The organism is Pseudomonas sp. TH39(2020) (assembly GCF_016650715.1).
In the GTDB taxonomy this organism is placed as follows: domain Bacteria; phylum Pseudomonadota; class Gammaproteobacteria; order Pseudomonadales; family Pseudomonadaceae; genus Aquipseudomonas; species Aquipseudomonas mandelii_C.
This window is the reverse complement of record NZ_JAEKFF010000008.1, coordinates 905,867-925,362: the sequence shown is the minus strand read 5'-3', so window position 1 is coordinate 925,362 and position 19,496 is coordinate 905,867. Positions and strand designations below refer to the sequence as shown.

At 56.0% G+C, this 19,496-nt stretch carries 15 protein-coding genes; 9 read left to right on the top strand and 6 right to left on the bottom strand.

What is annotated here, in order from left to right:
• Positions 1 to 403 precede the first annotated feature (403 nt).
• Complete coding sequence (locus JFU47_RS32590; protein WP_201188460.1) at positions 404 to 1,135, bottom strand: SDR family oxidoreductase; 732 nt, start codon at positions 1,133 to 1,135, stop codon at positions 404 to 406.
• 258 nt (positions 1,136 to 1,393) lie between these two features.
• On the opposite strand from JFU47_RS32590, the gene JFU47_RS32585 reads away from it, so the two are divergent.
• Positions 1,394 to 2,326 (top strand): LysR family transcriptional regulator, encoded by a 933-nt coding sequence (locus JFU47_RS32585; RefSeq protein ID WP_201188459.1) that lies wholly within the window; start codon positions 1,394 to 1,396, stop codon positions 2,324 to 2,326.
• A 21-nt stretch (positions 2,327 to 2,347) separates the two neighbouring features.
• Here the strand turns inward: JFU47_RS32585 and JFU47_RS32580 are convergent, their stop codons facing one another.
• A complete protein-coding gene (locus JFU47_RS32580) occupies positions 2,348 to 3,277 on the bottom strand; it encodes a dihydrodipicolinate synthase family protein (protein ID WP_201188458.1) in 930 nt (309 codons plus the stop codon).
• Between the two features lie 283 nt (positions 3,278 to 3,560).
• Between JFU47_RS32580 and JFU47_RS32575 the strand changes: the two genes are divergently transcribed.
• Positions 3,561 to 3,764, top strand: a complete 204-nt coding sequence (locus JFU47_RS32575; RefSeq protein ID WP_201188457.1) for a co-regulatory protein PtrA N-terminal domain-containing protein — start codon at positions 3,561 to 3,563, stop codon at positions 3,762 to 3,764.
• Between the two features lie 85 nt (positions 3,765 to 3,849).
• Here JFU47_RS32575 and JFU47_RS32570 read toward each other — a convergent pair whose 3' ends face one another.
• On the bottom strand, positions 3,850 to 5,214 hold the full coding sequence (locus JFU47_RS32570) for a sensor histidine kinase (protein WP_201188456.1): 1,365 nt from the start codon (positions 5,212 to 5,214) through the stop codon (positions 3,850 to 3,852).
• Entirely contained in the window at positions 5,192 to 5,884 is a 693-nt protein-coding gene (locus JFU47_RS32565; protein WP_201188455.1) for a response regulator transcription factor, read from the bottom strand. Before JFU47_RS32565 ends, JFU47_RS32570 begins: the two co-directional genes overlap by 23 nt.
• A gap of 143 nt (positions 5,885 to 6,027) precedes the next feature.
• Between JFU47_RS32565 and JFU47_RS32560 the strand changes: the two genes are divergently transcribed.
• The 5 genes from JFU47_RS32560 (at position 6,028) to JFU47_RS32540 (ending at position 13,814) form a co-directional block, all read left to right on the top strand.
• Positions 6,028 to 6,762, top strand: a complete 735-nt coding sequence (locus tag JFU47_RS32560; protein ID WP_201188454.1) for a response regulator transcription factor — start codon at positions 6,028 to 6,030, stop codon at positions 6,760 to 6,762.
• Positions 6,763 to 6,951: 189 nt separating this feature from the next.
• The gene (locus JFU47_RS32555; protein WP_342215407.1) at positions 6,952 to 8,328 is read left to right on the top strand and encodes an efflux transporter outer membrane subunit; all 1,377 of its coding nucleotides are present in this window, start codon (positions 6,952 to 6,954) and stop codon (positions 8,326 to 8,328) included.
• A complete protein-coding gene (locus JFU47_RS32550; RefSeq protein ID WP_201188452.1) occupies positions 8,325 to 9,512 on the top strand; it encodes an efflux RND transporter periplasmic adaptor subunit in 1,188 nt (395 codons plus the stop codon). The genes JFU47_RS32555 and JFU47_RS32550 overlap by 4 nt, the downstream gene beginning before the upstream one ends.
• On the top strand, positions 9,509 to 12,589 hold the full coding sequence (locus JFU47_RS32545; RefSeq protein ID WP_201188451.1) for an efflux RND transporter permease subunit: 3,081 nt from the start codon (positions 9,509 to 9,511) through the stop codon (positions 12,587 to 12,589). The genes JFU47_RS32550 and JFU47_RS32545 overlap by 4 nt, the downstream gene beginning before the upstream one ends.
• Before the next feature lie 226 nt (positions 12,590 to 12,815).
• On the top strand, positions 12,816 to 13,814 hold the full coding sequence (locus JFU47_RS32540) for a bile acid:sodium symporter family protein (protein WP_201188450.1): 999 nt from the start codon (positions 12,816 to 12,818) through the stop codon (positions 13,812 to 13,814).
• Between the two features lie 151 nt (positions 13,815 to 13,965).
• Here the strand turns inward: JFU47_RS32540 and JFU47_RS32535 are convergent, their stop codons facing one another.
• Both JFU47_RS32535 and JFU47_RS32530 read right to left on the bottom strand, forming a co-directional pair.
• Positions 13,966 to 16,251 carry an AAA family ATPase gene (locus tag JFU47_RS32535; RefSeq protein ID WP_201188449.1) on the bottom strand — a complete coding sequence of 762 codons (2,286 nt, stop codon included), beginning with the start codon at positions 16,249 to 16,251 and terminating at the stop codon, positions 13,966 to 13,968.
• Positions 16,252 to 16,860: 609 nt separating this feature from the next.
• The gene (locus JFU47_RS32530; RefSeq protein ID WP_201188448.1) at positions 16,861 to 17,112 is read right to left on the bottom strand and encodes a helix-turn-helix domain-containing protein; all 252 of its coding nucleotides are present in this window, start codon (positions 17,110 to 17,112) and stop codon (positions 16,861 to 16,863) included.
• A gap of 111 nt (positions 17,113 to 17,223) precedes the next feature.
• On the opposite strand from JFU47_RS32530, the gene JFU47_RS32525 reads away from it, so the two are divergent.
• Entirely contained in the window at positions 17,224 to 17,805 is a 582-nt protein-coding gene (locus JFU47_RS32525) for a hypothetical protein (protein ID WP_201188447.1), read from the top strand.
• Positions 17,802 to 19,181: a DEAD/DEAH box helicase gene (locus JFU47_RS32520; RefSeq protein WP_201188446.1), complete on the top strand. Its 1,380-nt coding sequence runs from the start codon at positions 17,802 to 17,804 to the stop codon at positions 19,179 to 19,181. The genes JFU47_RS32525 and JFU47_RS32520 overlap by 4 nt, the downstream gene beginning before the upstream one ends.
• Positions 19,182 to 19,496 lie beyond the last annotated feature (315 nt).

The following is a 19,496-nucleotide window of genomic DNA, read 5'->3' as shown; positions in this document are numbered from 1 at the left end:
ATGCTTTTTCAATGCTTGTTGAGCTTTTATGAACAACTGCTCAGGAATCCCGTTTGTGGTGCGAAAAAGCTTGGTGCGCACAACCATGGGCTGTTATTTCGCCTGTTTTTTTACGTAAAAAGACTCGGTGCTGGTCCAGGAAGTATCCGTAGGGGGGAAGCAGTTCGGTGGGTGGTAGTGCCGTTCGTGTCCGCAATGCTGTTCACTTAAGAAAATCTCGAGACGAACGAAAAAACCTGTGGCGAGGGAGCAAGCGCCCTCGCCACAGGTTCAGTGTTGCGCTTGAGTGAACAGCATCAACGTCGTGTCCGGGATTAGTTGACCGCTACATTCGTATGCTCATCGCGAAGGGCATGCTCGACGTTTTCCAGCAGACCTCGTCAGCCCATTCCCTTTATTGAATTCAGGGAGCTACCTGCAAAACCGGACGCATCAGAATTTCCTCGATTAGCACATTAGCTGGCTGTGCAAAGGCGTAGACCAGCGCCTGGGCAACGTCTTCTGACTTCAATGCGTCCAACTGTTCGCGGCGATTTTGTAACGCCTCACTCACGTTCTCACCGAACTCGGTCCACACCGCTCCCGGTTCGATGACCGTGACCCGAATCCGATCCGGGCCCAGTTCTTTACGCAAGGCATCGTGGAACCCAATCACGGCGTATTTGGTCGCGCTGTAGACCGACCAGTTCTCGACGCCGTATCGACCCCCTACGCTTGAAACCGAACAGATCATTGCCCCAGCCCGCCCTCGCAGAAGGGGTATGGCTGCTTGAGTGCAATTGAGTACGCCATGGATGTTCACGTCGATCATGCTTTTCCAGTCAGCGGCGGTGCTCTGTTCGAATTTTGCGCTGACGCCGAGGCCGGCGTTGTTGAAAAGCAAATCAAGGCCGCCGAATCGCTCGCCAATCGCAGCAAACAGGGCCTTGACCTCGGCCTGATCGGTCACGTCGGCTTGCATGACCGTAACCTTGTCGCCGAAGCGTTGAGCCAATGCCGCAAGACGTTCTGCTCGACGAGCGACCATGATCACATGCACGCCCTCATCCACCAGCAGTTTCACCGTGGCCGCTCCTATACCGCTGGAAGCACCTGTAATCACAGCAATTTTTCCCGCGAGGTCTTGCATTTTCATTAGAGCTTCCTAATCAAAGCGGCTAGCTTCGGTTGGTTGCCGGGCCGCAAGCATGGCGGTGGGTATGACCAAAACGGCCGATACGGTCCAGGTAATCGTTGAGTGTTTTAATGGTACACCGACCTACATGAGCTTCCGTTTAGCTTTACTGCACGAAACGTTGAGTCATATTCAACGTTATAGGGGCTGCTATGACGGATACTCCGAGCGCCAACTTACAATAATCGACAATTCGCGCGCCGCTCATAGGAGGCCATCATGGAATCTCAGTTTCTCGAAAGCTTTGTTGCGGTGATCGAGCACGGCTCAATCGCTGAAGCTGCCCGCCATTTGAATCTGACCGCTGCCGCCATAGGTCTCAGGATCCGCGCACTCGAAAGTGAATTCGGCACACCCTTGCTGCACCGGGCGGGGCGCACTGTGGTGGCGACGGAAGCCGGCTACAGGGTTTTCAGTCGTGCCAATACGGTCCTTAGAGAGATCAACGATCTGCGGGAACTCGCCACCAGTCCTTCCATGACGGGGCAGCTGCGATTGGGGGCTACATTCAGTGCGGTCACCGGTTTGTTACCCCCTATCCTGGCTCGATTTACCCACTCCAACCCTCAAGCCAAAATATTCATCCAGCCCGCGTTTTCCGGGGCTCTGTATCGCAGCGTGTGTGATGGTGATCTTGATGCCGCTGTCATGATTGAGCCGCAATTCGAGATCCCTAAAACGTGCCAGTGGCATACTTGGGTAGAGGAACCCTTGATCCTGCTGACACCCTCTTCGATGGAAGTAAACCATCCTCACGAAACGCTCGCGGTTGAACCTCTTATTCGATATGACCGAAATCTATGGGGGGGCAAGCACGCCGACAGCTACCTCCGTCAGGCGGGCATCCAGCCGGTTGAGCGTTATGAACTTGAGTCACTCAGCGCCATCAGCCTGTTCGTTAACGAAGGCCTGGGTGTTTCATTGGTGCCTGATTGGACAGGGCCCTGGCCTGAGGGGTTATCCCTCAACAAGTACTTGCTCCCTCTCGATGGCTTCAATCGTCGTGTCGGGTTGCTGTCGAGCAAGGCTTCCGTTCGCACAGGGCAAATAAATGCCCTGATCGAAACCGCCAAGTTGTGCTTGCCTCATCTCAGACCTGACGATGGCTCATTGATCAAGCGGTTTGCCCAAACCGGGCCAACACCGAGCTAGCCAGCCAGGCTCAGGCAATGTTCAGACGTCAGCTCGACGATCGTAACGGGCAAGACGTTTGAGCAAATTGTCGACTTCAACGCGTGCTTTCTCCGACATGGGTGCTGCAGGTTTGCGTTGTGCAGCGGACGTCAAGATTCCACGTTTCATCATCACGTACTTGCGAACGGCCAAGCCGACTCCTGGCTGTTGCTCATAACGTAGCAACGGGAGGTGGGCATCGAACAAATCATGGGCTTCTTCAATCTGGCCCGCTTTAGTCATTCGCACCACATCGCAAAGCATATCGGGGAAGGCATATCCGGTATTTGCACCGTCGGCGCCGCGGGCAAGTTCGTACTCTAAAAACAAGCCGTTATTACCCACCATGATGGATATGTGGCGCAGGGTGCCTTGCGCTTCGAAGTTGCGCAGAGTGGAAATTTTTTCGAGCCCCGGCCAATCTTCATGTTTGAGCATTACGCATGAAGGCAGCTCCGTAACAATGCGTCGAATGACGGTCGGTGACATCTGCACCGAGAAGGTCAGTGGATAGTCCTGCAATACGAAAGGGACGTCACCGCCAATGGCATCCACAGCCTGATGGTAATAGTTGACGATTTGGTCATCGGTCCGCAGCGTGTTTGGCGGCGCGATCATTACCCCGGCAGCGCCGCGATCCATCACTTCGTGCGTCAGCGCGCGCATCGAAGCAAATCCTGGAGCAGACACACCGACAATAACGGGAAGCTTCTGGGCACGGTGGATAACCTGGCTGGCGATATCCAGCGATTCGGAGTATTCCAGTTTCGGCGCTTCGCCCAATTGGCCCAATACCGTCATGCCGGTCGAGCCGCACTCCAGGTAGAAATCGACCATCCGGTCTATCGAGGATTTATCGATGTCGCCGTTATCGAAAAAGGGCGTTGGGGCGATGGGATAGACGCCATTGGCATCGGCAGTAAGAGGCATGATCAACTCCAGATTCAGGGCCAGATGAACGGCTCGTGAGACACTCGCCTTCATGGTTCTGTGCGTCAGGGTAAGACGTGATAATCAGCGCGACAAACGCTGATTACTCATCAAATTCATGCGGTTTTGATATCAATTGAAGGTTGTCTTCTGCCGGACTGTCGGGAGAATACACCTGTCAAAAAATTCATTTTGCGGGGAACAGGGTGAAAGGCCGATGGCTTCAGGATGAGTTCAAGCCAGCACACAGTGTGTTGGCTGAACTCAATACTGGAGATTTTCCATGAACACCCTAAAGGCTTTTTTGATCGTGATGTTGATGAGTGCCTCTGTAGCCGCGATGGCAGAAGGCGGAGGCGACACCGTCATGGCCAGGATGGAGGCTGCACGAGCATCCGCTATGACAACGTCCCAACAGTCTGGGTCTGCAACTGCCGTTGCCACCAATCAGAAAGCATCACCTGACGATGCCGCCCGTTCGAATTGATCGTGCGCACGCCCATCAATGTTAAGAAATCATCCGCTGACCAACTTGGCTTGATTAAGCCAAGTTGGCCGCGAGCCTGGCGATCTCAGACCGTGCGAACGCTCATCAGATCCATCCGACAGCCCGGTTCGGCGTCGTACACGGTGAGCGTCATATCATGCAGGCGTGCCACTGCAGCAACCATGCTCAGACCCAAACCATTGCCTGGAGTGTGGCGGCTCGATTCTGAGCGGTACAGCCGTCGAAATACCGCCTCGCGCTCGGCCGGTTCAATGCCTGGGCCGTTATCGCTGACTCGCAGACCGGGGCCCTCGGGCGCCACAATGACGGCCACTTGAATGCATCCGTTGTCCGGGGCGAATTTGACGGCGTTATCCAGCAGGTTGCAGGCAGCGTCGAACAATAACTGTGCGTCTCCGGAGCGCAGTGCTGGCGTATTGGCAGGTGTGAAACTGAGGGTGATACCGCGTTCCTCGGCAAGCGGTTCGAAAAACTCCGCTGCGTCAGCACCTATTTGATTGAGGTCTACTTCCGAGAAACTGCTGCGTCGGGCGCTGCCCTCGATTTCCGAAATTCGCAGCAGAGCCCGAAAGGTCTGCATCAGGCCGCGCGCTTCGGAAATCGCCGCGTCGATGGTTTCGGCGTACTCGTCTTCCCGCAGGCCTCTGCGCTGTGCGCGCTCAAGTCCTGCAATCAGTCGAGTCAACGGGGTGCGCAGGTCATGGGCGATATCGTCACAGACACCTTTGACTTCGCTCATCAGGCGCTCAAGTTCGTCCAGCATGCCGTTGACCACGTGTGCGATCCGGTCGATGTCATCGTGGTTGCCGCGTGTCGGCAGACGACCGCTGAGATCGCCCTCGATAATGCCTTTGATCGAAGTACTGAGCGTGTCCAGCCGACGCCGCGCCGAGTGGCCGAGGAGGACTGCACCGACCAGCCCCACCAACAGCAGCAGGCTGCCGCCGGAAATCATGGCATTGACCAACAGTTCGTCGAATTCGCGAATGTCGTGCATGTCCTGAGCGACGAGCAGGATTCTATTGTTGTCGAGTCGATGAACCATGAAACGTATCGGCCGATTACTGCCGTTGGGCGTCTCCCAGCGAAACTCCTCTGGCTTGTCGAAGGCCTGGAAGGGCGGCAGTGTACGTATTGCACCGGCAATGAATTTGCCCTGTTCATCGAACAGGGTGTGAGGCAAGCGTGCTTCGACGTCCTGGATCTTGTGCCTGCGGATCTCTTCCTCCAGCAACACCGGCGTTTGCCGGCTGCGGTTGTCCACCTGGCGATGCAATGCCGCGTCTGCTTCGGACGTCAAGTAGACCGCGGTTTGCCAGTAGATGTAGCCAAATAGCGCCAGGAAGGAGCAACTAAACAGCGCCAAGAACATCAAGCCGGTGCGAAAGCTGATGGTGCGGGGAATTTCACTCAGGTGAACGGAGAACATAGCCTGCCCCACGGACGGTATGGATCATGGGTTCTTCGTCTTCGCCGTCAATCTTGCGACGCAGCCGGCCGATGTGAACTTCAATCACGTTGGTGCGTTCGTCGAAGCTGTAATTCCACACGGCTTCGAACAGCATGGTGCGAGTCACCACCTGATCGGCATTGCGCATGAGATGTTCGAGCAACGCATATTCGCGGGGCAGCAACTCGATGATGCGTTCGCCGCGACGCACGCTACGTTTGAGCAGATCGACTTCCAGTTTGCCGACTTTCAGTCGGCTTTCACGGTCAGTGCCGGCCGGGACGCTGTGACGACGGCTCAAAGCGTCCAGTCGAGCGGTCAACTCGACGAACTCGAAGGGTTTGGTCAAGTAATCGTCGCCGCCGGCACGCAAGCCACGGACGCGTTCATCGAGCGCGCTCAACGCGCTGAGAATCAGCACAGGGGTGGCAATGTTGGCGGCGCGCAGGGCGGTGAGCACGCCCAGGCCGTCCACCGATCCGGGCAGCATGCGATCCAGAACGATCAGGTCGAAGTTGTCACTGAAGGCCTGTAGCAATCCTTCTCGACCGTTGTCGACGCAGGTCACAACAAAGCCATGATCCTGCAGGGCGGCTTCGATTTCGCTGGCAGTGGTGACGTCGTCCTCAATCACGAGTACATGGGGCATGGACGCGAAGTGCTCCCTGGAATTGATGGAAGTCGGAGAACTGGTGTGAACCCCGTAGCAGTTGCATAGTGTGCCAACGCGTAGTGAACATAAAGGTCGCGCCAACATGAAAAAAAGTTTAGCTGGCCACCCCGGAGGCGGTTTTGCGGATATTGGTAGTTGAAGACGATCAGCGAGCGGCGGCCTATCTGGTACGCGGTCTGAGTGAAAGCGGGCACATTGCCGATACGACCGAAGATGGCCGTGATGGACTGTCGATGGCGATCGAGGGCGCCTACGACGCGCTGATCGTTGACCGCCGCTTGCCGGGGATGGATGGCATTGCACTGGTGACGCAACTGCGTGAGCGCGGGCTGCGTACACCCATCCTGATGCTCAGTGCCCTGGCCTCGACGCAGCATCGGGTTGAAGGCCTGAAGGCCGGTTGTGACGACTACCTGGCAAAACCCTACGCGTTCGTTGAAGTCCTGGCGCGGCTAGACGCGCTGCTGCGCTCGGCGGCCCCGCATCCCCGTGACACCATGACCTTGCAAGCCGGCCCGCTGCGCTTGAACCGCACCTCGCGCACGGTCGTTCGTCAGGGCAAGACTATTGTCCTGCAGCAGCGAGAGTCGCTGATTCTTGAAAAACTCATGCGTCACTGCGGACAGGTGGTAACCCGCGACATGCTGCTGGAGAGCGCCTGGGATTATGCGTTCGATCCTAACGACAACGTCATCGATAAGCACATCTATCGCCTGCGTCGCAAACTCGACGAGGGGTTTCCCTGTTCGGTCATTCGCACCGTGCCGGGTGCTGGTTACCTTCTGGAAAACGACGAAGAGCCCGGGCCTTTCGACACCGAGAAGGCTCAGGACAGCGGAATAGACGCTTCTTAAAAAATTGTTTAAGCACAGAGGAGCGTGCTGACAGTCGCGGCTACTTAATCTTCGAGCCCTTCGTGGAGTATTCCATCAGGTTTCGGAGATCGTCAGCACATGGCTGCGGCACACACAGCGTCGTTCATTTCGCGGTATTTTTTGACCCGGTACGCGTCACGCTCACTGGCGGTCGCCCTATGGCTGGCCGTGGGCGGATGTTCTTTGGTGCCTGCCTATCAGCGACCCGAAATAGCTCTGGCGCCTGCCTGGGATGCTGCGCAGGGCGCGTCCATCAAACCCGCCAGCGGTGGCCCCTGGTGGGAAGAGTTTCACAGCGCAGAACTTAACGAGTTTATCGCTCGCGGGTTTAACCAGAATTACACCCTCAAGGCTGCGCTAAGCCGCATTGAAGAAGCGCGGTCCATCGCTCAAGTCACGGGCGCCACGCAGTATCCACTGTTGTCACTGGGGGGGGATTACCAGCGCGAGAACCATACCTCGACGCCCAAGACCGCCAATGCCTTCGCTGCCGCCAGCTATGAAGTTGATTTCTGGGGCAAGAACCGCGCGGCAGCAGACTCATCCAACGTATTGGCCAACGCCCGCGTGTTCGATGCGCAGACGTTGCGCATGACGTTGGGCGCCAACATCGCCATCACGTATTTCCAGGTGCTATCGCTGCAAGACCGTTTGAAGCTGGCCGAGTCGATTGCCGAAGATGCGAAGCAAGTGCTGGACCTGGTCGAGTACCAGGCCAGTCAGGGGGCGGTGTCTACGCTGGAAGTCGCCCAGCAACGCAACACCTTGCAAACTTTTCAGGCCGCCATGCCGCCGCTACGTCAACAACGTGACATGGCGCTGTACCAATTGGCGGTGCTGGTCGGTGCGCCGCCGCAGGGCTTTAAACTGAAAGAATCCAGTCTACAAAATCTCACCACTCCCAGTCCCGACAGCGGCTTGCCGATGGGACTGTTGCGTCAGCGGCCGGATATCCAGGCGGCAGAAGCGCGCCTGCAGTCGGCCAATTTCGATGTCGGTGTGGCGCGCGCCGCGTACTTCCCGAGCCTGACCCTGGATTTACAAAAAGGCATCGACACCCTGACAGGTAGCGGGATCTGGGGCCTGGTCGGCACCCTGGCGCAACCGCTGTTTGCCGGTGGCCGGCTCGACGGCCAATTGCACTTCGATCAGGCGCATGTCCGGGAATTGGCCGACAGTTATCGCGAGTCGGTGATCGAAGCCTTGCAGGACGTGGAAACACAATTGAGTGCGACCCGCGAGCTCGATCAGGCGCTCTCACTGAACGAAGCCGCCGTCATGTCGGCCCGCGAAGCCGCGAGGCTGGCCCAGGTGCGTTACCGCCTCGGTTCCACCGATTTCCAGACGCTGCTGATCGTGGAGCGAACCCAGTACCAGGCCGAAGACACGTTGCTGCAGGTTCGCGTGCAACACCTGCAATCGGCGGTCGGCCTGTTCCGCGCACTGGGCGGTGACTTCGCCGCCAGCAACGTTGCCAATGCCGCTTCCGGCACCTCTGCGTCCCTCGCATCGTCTTCCTCTACTCTTCAGGCGTCCCACCTATGACTCCGGACAATACCGCTTCGTTTTCTCGCCGCCTGCGCATCATCGCCGTACTCATTGCGCTGACCGCGATTGCGCTGTTGCTTCACTACGTCTGGTCAGGTCGGGTGCAGGCTTCACCGGCAGCGTCGGCCGATGCCGCGGTGCCCGTGGTGATGCAAGCGGCGCAGCGCAAGGACCTGCCGATCTGGCTGGACGCGATTGGCAGCGTGCAGGCACTCAACACTGTGAATGTGCGGGTGCGGGTCGACGGCGAATTGCAGAAGGTGATGTTCACCGAAGGGCAGATGGTTACGGCCGGGGCGTCATTGGCGCAGGTCGACCCTCGGGTGTATCAAGCACTGGTCGCTCAGGCTCAGGCATTGGTTGCCAAGGATCAGGCGCAGCTGGCGAACCTCAAGGTCAATTTGCAACGGGCAACCAATCTGGCCAATGCCAAGGCCGGCCCGACACAGGACGTCGACACCTATCGCGCGCAACTCGCGGCGCAACAGGCCACGGTACAGGCCGATCAGGCCCAGCTGGACAACGCACGTCTGCAGCTGAGCTTCACCCAAGTCACCGCTCCCCTTACCGGACGTACCGGGCAGCGACTGCTGGATGTCGGCTCCATCGCTCACGGCGCCGAGGCGACTGGATTGGTGACGATTACTCAGATGAATCCTATTTCCGTGGCGTTTGCTGTCTCTCAGGACGATCTTGCGCAAATCCTTGAAGAGAATGCTCGCCAGCCGTTGCAAGTCGTGGCGATGAGCCGTGACGGCAAGAAGCAGATCGCCAGTGGCACACTCAGTTTCATCGACAGTCAGGTGTCGGCGGCCAGTGGCCAGATCCAGCTCAAGGCGCAGTTCGACAACGATGACAGTCAGTTGTGGCCAGGCGAACTGGTCAGCGCCCGGGTATTACTCAATACCCGGCTCGACGCCACGGTGGTTCCGGTAACGGCTGTGCAACAAGGACAGAAAGGGCCTTACGTGTATGTGGTGGATGCCGATCAGCGGGTGGAGCCCCGGCAGGTCGACGCTAACGCAGTGGTTGCTGGCCAACAGTGGATTCGTGAAGGGTTGACGCCGGGGGAAACGGTGGTCGTTCAGGGGCAGTCACGAATCGCGCCGGGCACAAAGGTTTCGCCGGTCAAGGCAGACAGCCAAACGCAGACACCCGTTGCGATGGAGGCCAGCCGATGAACGCATTGGCAGGTTTGATACCACGCCGGGTCGGTCTTTGCCTGCTGGCGCTGGGAGTTATGTTGTTGGGGACGGTCGCCTATTTTCAGCTGCCGGTCGCGGCGCTTCCAACCGTGGATTTTCCGACGATTCAAGTCACCGCCAAGTTGTCGGGCGCCAGCGCGGAGACGATGGCGACCTCGGTGGCAACGCCACTGGAGCGGGCATTTGCAGCCGTTCCGCAGGTTACTTCGATGACTTCCACCAGCGCGGCAGGTAAAAGTCAGATTGTGCTGCAGTTCGATCTGTCGCGAGACATCGATGGTGCCGCGCAGGATGTGCAAACAGCCATCAACACTGCCAGCGCCAACTTGCCGAAAACCATGACCAGCGCGCCGACCTTCAACAAGGTCAACCCGGCGGAGGGCACTGTGCTGTCGCTGGCGCTGACGTCACCGGTTCGCACGTTGCATGAGCTGGACCTTTACGCCGATAACTATCTGGCACAGCGTCTGTCGCAAATGCCAGGTGTCGGGCTGGTGGATTTCCATGGTGAACAGAAGCCGGCAGTGCGCATTCAGATCGATCCCGATGCCTTGGCCGCTCGCGGCCTGACCCTGGAAGATGTGCGCAGTGTAATCGGCATCAACACTCTGGATCAGCCCAAGGGCGGCCTGGATGGTCAGGATCGATCGATCACGCTGGGGGCTACCGACCAGTTGCTCGACCCCAAGGATTACCGCGAACAGGTGATTGCTTACAAGAATGGAGTGCCGATCAAACTCGGTGATCTAGGCAAGGTCATCGACGGTGCCGAAGACACGCAGCAATCAGCCGCGCTTGGCAAGGAACCGACGATCATCGTCGACATCCATAAGCAGCCCGGTTTCAACGTGTTGTCGACCACGCAGAATATCGTCGATACGCTTCCATCCTTGACCGCATCGCTGCCCAAGGACGTCCAGGTCCATGTCATTGGCGACCGGACCCAAACCATCGAGGCGTCGGTCAACGACGTGCAATTCACGCTCTTGCTGTCCATTGCCCTCGTGGTTGTTGTGATCTTCGTGTTTCTGCGCAAGGCCACCGCAACGCTTATTCCTGCGATGACCATTCCGCTTTCGCTGGTGGCGACCTTCGCCGTGATGTACCTGTTGGGATATAGCCTGGACAACCTGTCGATCATGGGGCTGGCGATCGCGGTCGGGTTCGTGGTCGATGACGCGATCGTCGTGATGGAAAACATCGTCCGTCATTTGGAGATGGGCAAATCACGCTTGCAGGCCGCCATTGATGGCTTGCGAGAGGTGGGATTCACCATCATCTCGATGACCCTTTCCTTGATCGCTGTGTTCTTGCCGATCCTGTTGATGGGCGGCATCGTTGGGCGCCTGATGCGCGAATTTGCAGTGACCGTCAGCGTGGCGATTGTGATGTCGTGCGTCGTATCCCTGACCATGACGCCGATGCTCTGTGCTTGGTTGCTCAATCATGACAATGGCGTCAAACCCGGTCGCTTTGCACACGCTTGCGAAGACGCGTTTACCCGTATTCACAACGGCTATCGTCGCAGCTTGGATTGGGTCCTGGCTCATCAACGCATGACCCTGACCATCGCGTTGGCTACCTTCGTCGCGACAGCAGCGCTTTACATTTACATCCCTAAAGGCTTTTTTCCGCAGCAGGATACGGGTTTGATTCAGGGCATTGCCGAAGCGGCGTCGGACATTTCGCCCAAGGCGATGAATGCTCAGGTCGCGCGGCTGGTGGACGTCGTAGGCCAGGACCCGGATATCGCCAAGGTGTATTCGTGGGTCGGACCGAGCCCGACCATCAGCCAGGGGCGAGTCATCATCAATCTCAAGCCGTTCAGCGAACGTACGGCCTCCGCACAGCAGGTGATCGCCCGGCTGCAGCCCAAGCTCAATCAGGTGTCGGGCATCCGTTTGTTCCTTCAGGCCAACCAGGATATCCAGGTCGGTGGCCGCCCCAGCAAGACGCAATACCAGTACACCTTGCAAGACCCGAACAGCGTCGAGCTGGATCACTGGAGCGGTGTGTTGCTGGACAAACTCAAGACATTACCGCAACTGCAGCACGTCACCTCCGACCAGCAGCAGGCTTCCACTCAGGCGACACTGGTCATTGACCGACCCACCGCGGCACGGATGGGGGTTTCCGTGCAGGCCATCGACGATGTGCTGTATGACGCCTTTGGTCAGCGGCAGGTGGCGACGATGTTCACCCAACTCGATCAGAATCACGTCATCCTTGAGGTCGATCCGCGCTGGCAGCTGTCGATCCAGACCTTGAACCATCTTTATGTCCGGTCCACTTCAGGCGCCATGGTGCCGCTGAGCCTGTTGGCCGACATCAAGAACGAACTGATGCCCATCGTCATCAACCATCAAGGCGTATTCCCGGCGATCACCCTCTCGTTTGACCTCGCGCCAGGGCATGCCTTGAGCGAGGCGGTGGATGCGATCCAGCAAACGTCGCTGGCGATCGGCATGCCGGACAGCGTGCAGGGTAGTTTCCAGGGCACGGCTCAAGCGTTTCAGGACTCACTCAAGTCTCAACCGTGGTTGATTCTGGCGGCGATCCTCACCGTCTACATCGTGCTTGGCGTGCTGTATGAAAGTGCCATTCACCCATTGACCATCATCTCGACGCTGCCGTCAGCAGGTTTTGGCGCATTGCTTGCTTTGATTCTCTGCCGACAGGATTTGTCGGTGCTTGGGATGATCGGCATTATCTTGCTGATCGGCATCGTCAAGAAAAACGCGATCATGATCGTCGACTTCACATTAGAAGCCGAGCAGCGCGGGTTGGCCTCCGTGGATGCTGTCCGCGAGGGTTGCCTGCTGCGGCTCAGGCCAATCCTCATGACTTCACTGGCAGCCTTGCTCGGTGCCATACCCCTGGCATTCGGCCAAGGTGCCGGCTCGGAGTTGCGTCAGCCGCTGGGGATCGCCATCGTGGGTGGTTTGGTTGTCTCGCAGATTCTGACGTTATATACAACGCCAGTGGTCTATCTCTGGTTCAACCGTCTGCGCAAACGACGTCCAGATGTTGCGGCACAACTGGCAATCGGCTGACGCAGAGATTGGTAATGTGTCTGCAGGAGCAGGGTCGATTCAGTGTTTGCCATACACCGCTGGTTCTTTATGCCGGGGTTGGTGCGCTCTGAAAGCCGGATGAATTCTGAACCTTAAACCATCATGATGTCCTTTAAGCGACATCTACTGGGCTATTAGCGTTAGTCGGTAATCCACCGGCGCGTTAGAGTCGTGTTCACGTTTCTTGCAACCCCGGATGATTCTGATGACACGGCCTCGTTTCTTACCCGATAACTTCACCCTGACCCTGATCGGCGTGGTCACTCTCGCAAGCTTGCTGCCCGCCAGCGGTCAGGTCGCGGTGGGCTTCGGCTGGTTGACCAACATCGCCATTGCCCTACTGTTTTTCCTGCATGGGGCCAAACTGTCGCGCGAGTCGATCATCGCCGGGGCTGGCCACTGGCGTCTGCATTTACTGGTGTTCGGTTTGACCTTTGTGTTGTTCCCGCTCATCGGTCTGGCGCTCAAACCGTTGCTGTCGCCATTGATCGGCGACGATCTGTACATGGGCATGCTTTACCTCTGCGCGTTGCCCGCAACGGTGCAGTCGGCGATAGCCTTTACCTCGCTGGCTCGCGGAAACATTCCGGCGGCGATTTGCAGCGCGGCGGCGTCCAGTCTGTTCGGGATTTTTCTGACGCCGTTGTTGGTGACGATGCTGTTTAATGTGCATGGCGAAGGCGGCTCGACCCTCGATGCGATTGTGAAGATCAGCGTGCAGCTGTTGCTGCCGTTTATTGCCGGACAGATCGCGCGGCGCTGGATCGGCGCCTGGGTAGGGCGCAACAAGAGTTGGCTGAAGTTCGTTGATCAGGGCTCGATTCTGTTGGTGGTGTACGGGGCGTTCAGCGAAGCGGTGAACGAAGGCATTTGGCACCAGATCCCGCTCCGGGACCTGGCTGGGCTGGTGGTGGCCTGCTGTGTGGTGCTGGGGCTGGTGCTGGTGGCCGCCACCGTATTGGGCAAAGCCTTTGGCTTCAATCAGGAAGACCGCATCACCATCCTCTTCTGTGGTTCGAAGAAAAGCCTGGCTACCGGTGTGCCGATGGCTCAGGTGTTGTTCGCTGGCAGCACCATCGGTGTGCTGATCCTGCCGTTGATGCTGTTCCATCAGATACAGCTGATGGTCTGTGCGGTGCTCGCGCAGCGCTATGCCAATCGCCAGGAATCGGTGGCCAAACTAATGGGGCAAGTAGATCCTTGACCACCAGGGCCGGCTATCGGCCTGTTCTGATCAAGGCTACATCTCGACTCATGCACAAAGCTGCGTTGCAATTTCACGGAGCAACGCAGACTTCAAAACGGCGCATGAGTTTTCACACCAACCGGACTCCAAGCGGACTTATGCAATCGCACTACACTGTGCCCCGGTAAACCAGTGTGAGCGCTCTCTGGCTATAGGCCAGTAGCTCTGAAGTGATGACAGGCAGTGTTTCGCAAACCCCAGGATTGGTATCGTGGTGAAATTGGCCCGCATAGCTATTGATGTCTTGCAGCTCTTCCACGAGGGGATTGGCATAGCTCAAGGGGTCTGTCGCGCCCACCGTACCAATGAGCATCAGTACGCCCCCAAACATAAGATCCCTCGGCACCAATCCAGGAAATCTTCTGTGTAGGTATCCTTCCAGGAATGGACGGATGGCTTTGGCAACAGATCGAGAGTCGTGGGCGGTACCCGAGCAGAATTCCATGAGCAAACGGTGATGTCTAAAGAATGGCGACTCACATTCCTGCTCAACGTTGAATCTCGCCAGCTGGCTGTATCCGTCCGCTGAGTGTTGCAGCTGCAGGACCTGCAAAGCGGGTGCGCCTTTTTGGCTAAGCGCCTCTTTCAGATCTCGAACGAAAAACGGGTCATGCGCTAACACGATGAGCTGTTCGGCGCGGCTGCTAATAACCTTGAGTACCTCCTTTGTCTGGGTTTTGCGATTAGCATCCAGGCTACACATCGGATCGTCGATCACCACGACCTTGTTCTTCAGATCGGGGTCCGAACTGACTGTGGCGACGAAGAAGGCAAAGGCCAATGTTCGTTTATCACCTTCACTCAATGCAGTGGCAAATTTAGGTGTTCCATCGAGCGTGATAGACATCCCACGGAGCGAAAGGCCATATTCGCTTCGCAATCCGCCCCGGAAATTGCTGTCCATTTTCTCTATGCTGAACGATGCCCCAAACTTTTTCAGGATCCTGTTGATCGATGTCTGGAACACAGTCAGCGTTGTCGTCATTTGATCATTAAGCGTGGCTCGTGCCGTTTTTTTCTGAGCCTCGGCCTCTTGGGACTTTTTCTTCGCGGTGGCGAGGGACGTCAACAGCTCGCTCACTTCCGTTTTTCCGCGAGTCACGCCTAGTTGCAATCTCAACACCTCTTGGTTCATCGTACCGATATTCTCGGATTTCAGACCTTGGCGGTACGCGTCGATCAGCAGACGGGCGTGGCAAATTTGGGCATTGGTGTCTTGGATATGCTGCAGCACGGTGCCCCACTGGAGTTTGCACTGGGTTTTCTCAGAGTCATCGCCGATGGGTTCCAATGGCTTGTTCAGCTTAGTCTGGACCAGACTCAGCAGGGTTTCCCGCAACACCGCAATGTCTGCCTTGGCTTTTTCGATGGCGAATACAGGGCTGTCGAATTGAACTTCCACCGCCCACAAACCGATGGCGGCACAGGCGTGAGCAGTACCTAAGCCAAGCTTGTCGACTACCGCGTCCGAGGTCCGAGCCAGGACGCCTCGCTCAAGCACAGACACACTGCTCTTGAGCTGCTCATACTCTTTATTGAAATGGGTCCTATACGCCCGTACCAGCTCCACTCCCGTAGTGTCTTGTTCACAGTAAGGACACACCGATCCGTCGTCGAACACTTGGCCCTCGCTGACCCATCGTTCGATAGTGGGGTTGCCTGCCTTAGCAATACGGGCAGATACCTTTTGCTCTGCGTTCTCCTCTACATCTTTCAGTGAAAGATTGAGGATGTTGAACAGGGCATCTAGGTCGAAGGACGGTTCCGGAATTTCTTCTGGAAGCGACCTTAGCAACACCGCGTCTATGTTCTGCGCGACCTGTACTCGCTTGCGCAAATTATCGATCTGAGGTTGTGCTATAGCATCGGCTGTAGGCGCTAACTTCTGGAACGCTGGAAGGAGCATGCCCTGATGATATCCGGCAAGCTGCGCCGTTATGCGAGCAACCGCAGCATTAGCTTCCGATGACTCCTTGGTCGCCTTCTCTTCAATGGCTCGCGCTTTTACGGCGGATGCACCCAACGCGAACTGCAGAAGATTTTTGCGTTGGCCGGGTGTAACGACTCCTCCAGAATGCACGTTTTTTTCTATGAACTCTGCGTCGAATACAAGAAGCTCAGGCCGTTGTTCAGACCACTTGCCTTTGGTGAAGATGACCTTATGACCGCTACCAAATGTTAAAGAAGCATCCGGTGCAATTGTCCCGTCAATAGTCTTGCGTTCAAGAAGGGCGGAGGCATCGCCAGTAGCTACTGATCGCAAGACACTGGCAAAAGTCGATTTTCCTCGGCCATTGTCGGCGTAAATCAGTTGGGTGTTAGAAAACTTTAGAGCTCTCCCGTCGACGTCGTGGAGCAACCCAATTCCGCGAATCCATTCAATTCTCTCCAGCACGATGGCTTCCTTTCAATAGGACTGAGACAAAACACAGATTAGCGTTTATGCCGGGCGACCAAACGAGGTCAGACGACCGATACCTATGCCATTGTGCAGTAGCTTTTCGCTTTGGGCTCTTCAGAGTTTAGACGCGATATGACAACTATCGCGGCAGGGAAAATCTATGACCGTCATGAACAGCCTAGTAGCCGTTTCTGGCTGATTTTCTGCCTGTCACATAGGCCGCTATCGATCCGATAGCAGTCCACCTCTCGGACGGAAAACGAATGGGCTCGCACCGCCACTTTCTAGGGCTCTGAGTGAGAATCCGCGGTGGAAGGTTCGTGAGCGCTGACCCCTAGTTCAAGTCGGAATGATCAAAATTTAAAACGTAGTGAAAATTCATGGGCCGCTTGGCTGTCAGTGCAACAACCATAGGAACGAGCAGCACCTTAAATCGGTCTTGCGGGTTGTTTGCCCCGGCAAAGTGATCTGCCACATCAGATAGTGGGGAATGGATGCCCCCTGTGCAATCAACCAGACGGTGAACGCCGAAAGAGATGGAAGGGGGAGAAATTAAAGGCTCGAGCTGAGATCCACCGAGTTTGTTGGCTCAATGCGGATTAGTTACTTTTCCGAACAATCGGAAGCTAACTCGTGAAGTTGAAGCGTTTCGGGTAGGAGGCTCTTAGGCTCGCATTCCAATGTGCTTGCTATGCGGTACAGCTTTTCAATAGTGATGTTCACCTCGCCACGCTCAATGCGTCCCATATAGCTTCGATCCACTTTGCAGGAAAGTGCCAAGGCATCTTGAGAGAGTCCTCTGGCCTTTCTTTGTACCCGTATCTTTTCGCCCAATGCCTTTGCAAGCTGATGCATAACCGCCTCGGTTCCCACTGAGGCGGCACTATCCTGCGTTTGCGGATAGATCAACCACGGATTATAATCCGTATTTTTGTTGTTCCGCGTATTTCCCTTCCAGGTGCCTGCATGAAATCGGATTCATTCATCGTCGACAGGCGGCTCTACGACCTGTTTCAGCAGGGGGACTATCGCCAGTTTACGACCCGGGATTTGCGTGATGCCTACGCCAAACATTTGGAGGCCATGACCTTTGGTAGTAGTGACCTGCGAAGATATGTGTATGAGCAAATCCGGCGCATGCTGCGTATCGGGTGGGTAATTCAGGATGAAAAACGACGAAAAAGGGGCCAGATCTACCACTTGCAACCCCTTCCGGCGAACCTGCAGGTGGAGCTCATTGATAATGGATATGAGAACAGCGTTAAGTCTGTGAGCAAGCAACTGCAAGAGCGCCCTCAGAGCTCGGACCCAGAGCTGTCTGGGTCAGACGTGACTGAACATTTGGAGTCCATACTCAAAGAGATTCGGCTCGACTTCCTTTCGTCGATGGGAGAGGCGGAGCGTTACAAGCAGCTCCTCGACGAAATGCCGCACCTCAAAGACCAAATGGAGGGCGAGTATCTCGAAGCACGGGACCGAAGCTCCCGTCTTCTGGGCCACCTCCGAGCTGTCGAGAAGACACTCAAAACGGTTTTGTCTACGCGATGAGAGTATCGACGAGAAAATGGCAGACTCAGTGTATTGATACTGCGCTGGACCACTACATAACTACGCCGCACTTCTTCTGTCAGGCGACACCAGGCGCTGGGAAGACGCGTATGGCCGCAGAGTTGGCCCGATGCCTGTTAGAGCAGGGCAAGATTGATCTGGTGCTCTGTTTTGCGCCGTCATGCCAAGTCGTGGATAGTTTTCGCTCTACATTCTCAGCGGTGCTTGGTAAGCGTCTGGATGGCCTTATTGGGGCCGTCGGCGCTGCCCGCACCTATCAGGCAATGGAATATCAAGATCAAGCCTTCTGGAGGCTTTTTGACGACTATCGCGTTTTTGCCGTTTTCGACGAGATCCACCATTGCTCTGGTTACGATCCGCTGTTGAGCAATGCTTGGGGACAGCAAATTCTCCAGAAAATGCAAGATCGTGCAACGTTCACTTTGGCCCTGTCTGGTACGCCATGGCGCTCTGATGACAGGCGCATTGCTCTTGCCCGTTACTCCAACCCAGAAGGCCGACTGATTTGCGACTATCGCTACGGGCTGAAAGAAGCCATTGCCGATGGTGTTTGCCGGTCTCCTCGCATCGTTCTGTTGGATAACCAGATGCTGAGGCTCACGGAAGATGTTGATAATGACAGTACCGTTAGAACGTTTCCTAGTATCGCTAATCTGCTGCGGGAATCGCCAGTCTCATACGAAGACCTACTCTGTCATGACGATGCGCTCAACCAGTTACTCAATTTGGGAAGAGAGAAGCTCGATAGCGTGCGTAAGCTCAAGCCGGATGCAGCTGGCTTGGTAGTGGCTACGAATATTGAACACGCTCATCAAGTCGCTTTGGCGCTGAAGAGTAAAGGAGAAAGCTTCCAGGTCGTAACCACCAGAACACCAGACGCACAGCAAGTGATCAACGACTTCAAAAATAGTGACTGTCGTTGGATAGTTGCTGTAGGAATGATCAGTGAGGGAACCGATATTCCTCGGCTACAGATTTGCTGTTATCTCAGTCGAATACGTACAGAACTGCACTACCGTCAGGTTCTGGGTAGGGTTCTTCGACGCATGGGTGAGATTGATGACCAAGCCTGGTTGTTTGTGTTGGCAGAGCCGACACTAAAGCGATTTTCCCAGCGTATTGCTGATGATTTGCCTGATGATTTGGCAGTACTGTGCGCCTTGGGTACACCTGAGCCCGATGCGTGGTCGGTAGCTGATGATGGGTTTTTTTCCATGCAAGATGAGCTGGACGAAAAATGCAGCTCTGCTTCTACCGCTGCTGCTGGGTTATCGACGAATGATTTGGCAGCGGTAACGTCCTATCAAATTAGTTTTTCGAAAGATTACCGTCAGCAGCTGCTGGCCGTTTTCTGATGTGCTTTGTTGAAAGTGATCAAGAGGTATCATTTTTAGCAGAATCGCCCGAACGCTCCCTTTGTTGCTTACTGCTGCAAGCACCCAGCGTCTGAGTGCGGCGGACCAAATTCTTACTAAATCGCGCGGGTGGGGGAAGTAGATATTTGGCTTCGACTAGCACGACAACGAGACGCTATTTCTCATCAAGTGCAGGGGGCGGCAATGAAAGGAAGACGCAAAGCAAAAACAAAGAAATGGTCTGTAACGGTTCAATTTGAGGTAGAAGCCCGGCTATTGATGGCTACGAGATCTGCTAAAGCTTCGAATCGTTTT

What these genes read in the sequence shown, in the direction of transcription:
- JFU47_RS32585 (WP_201188459.1), top strand. Translation starts at nt 1,394, where the DNA reads ATGGAATCTCAGTTTCTCGAAAGCTTTGTTGCGGTGATCGAGCACGGC.
- JFU47_RS32580 (WP_201188458.1), bottom strand. Translation starts at nt 3,277, where the DNA reads ATGCCTCTTACTGCCGATGCCAATGGCGTCTATCCCATCGCCCCAACG.
- JFU47_RS32545 (WP_201188451.1), top strand. Translation starts at nt 9,509, where the DNA reads ATGAACGCATTGGCAGGTTTGATACCACGCCGGGTCGGTCTTTGCCTG.
- JFU47_RS32570 (WP_201188456.1), bottom strand. Translation starts at nt 5,214, where the DNA reads ATGTTCTCCGTTCACCTGAGTGAAATTCCCCGCACCATCAGCTTTCGC.
- JFU47_RS32530 (WP_201188448.1), bottom strand. Translation starts at nt 17,112, where the DNA reads ATGCATCAGCTTGCAAAGGCATTGGGCGAAAAGATACGGGTACAAAGA.
- JFU47_RS32540 (WP_201188450.1), top strand. Translation starts at nt 12,816, where the DNA reads ATGACACGGCCTCGTTTCTTACCCGATAACTTCACCCTGACCCTGATC.
- JFU47_RS32565 (WP_201188455.1), bottom strand. Translation starts at nt 5,884, where the DNA reads ATGCCCCATGTACTCGTGATTGAGGACGACGTCACCACTGCCAGCGAA.
- JFU47_RS32550 (WP_201188452.1), top strand. Translation starts at nt 8,325, where the DNA reads ATGACTCCGGACAATACCGCTTCGTTTTCTCGCCGCCTGCGCATCATC.
- JFU47_RS32575 (WP_201188457.1), top strand. Translation starts at nt 3,561, where the DNA reads ATGAACACCCTAAAGGCTTTTTTGATCGTGATGTTGATGAGTGCCTCT.
- JFU47_RS32520 (WP_201188446.1), top strand. Translation starts at nt 17,802, where the DNA reads ATGAGAGTATCGACGAGAAAATGGCAGACTCAGTGTATTGATACTGCG.
- JFU47_RS32590 (WP_201188460.1), bottom strand. Translation starts at nt 1,135, where the DNA reads ATGAAAATGCAAGACCTCGCGGGAAAAATTGCTGTGATTACAGGTGCT.
- JFU47_RS32525 (WP_201188447.1), top strand. Translation starts at nt 17,224, where the DNA reads ATGAAATCGGATTCATTCATCGTCGACAGGCGGCTCTACGACCTGTTT.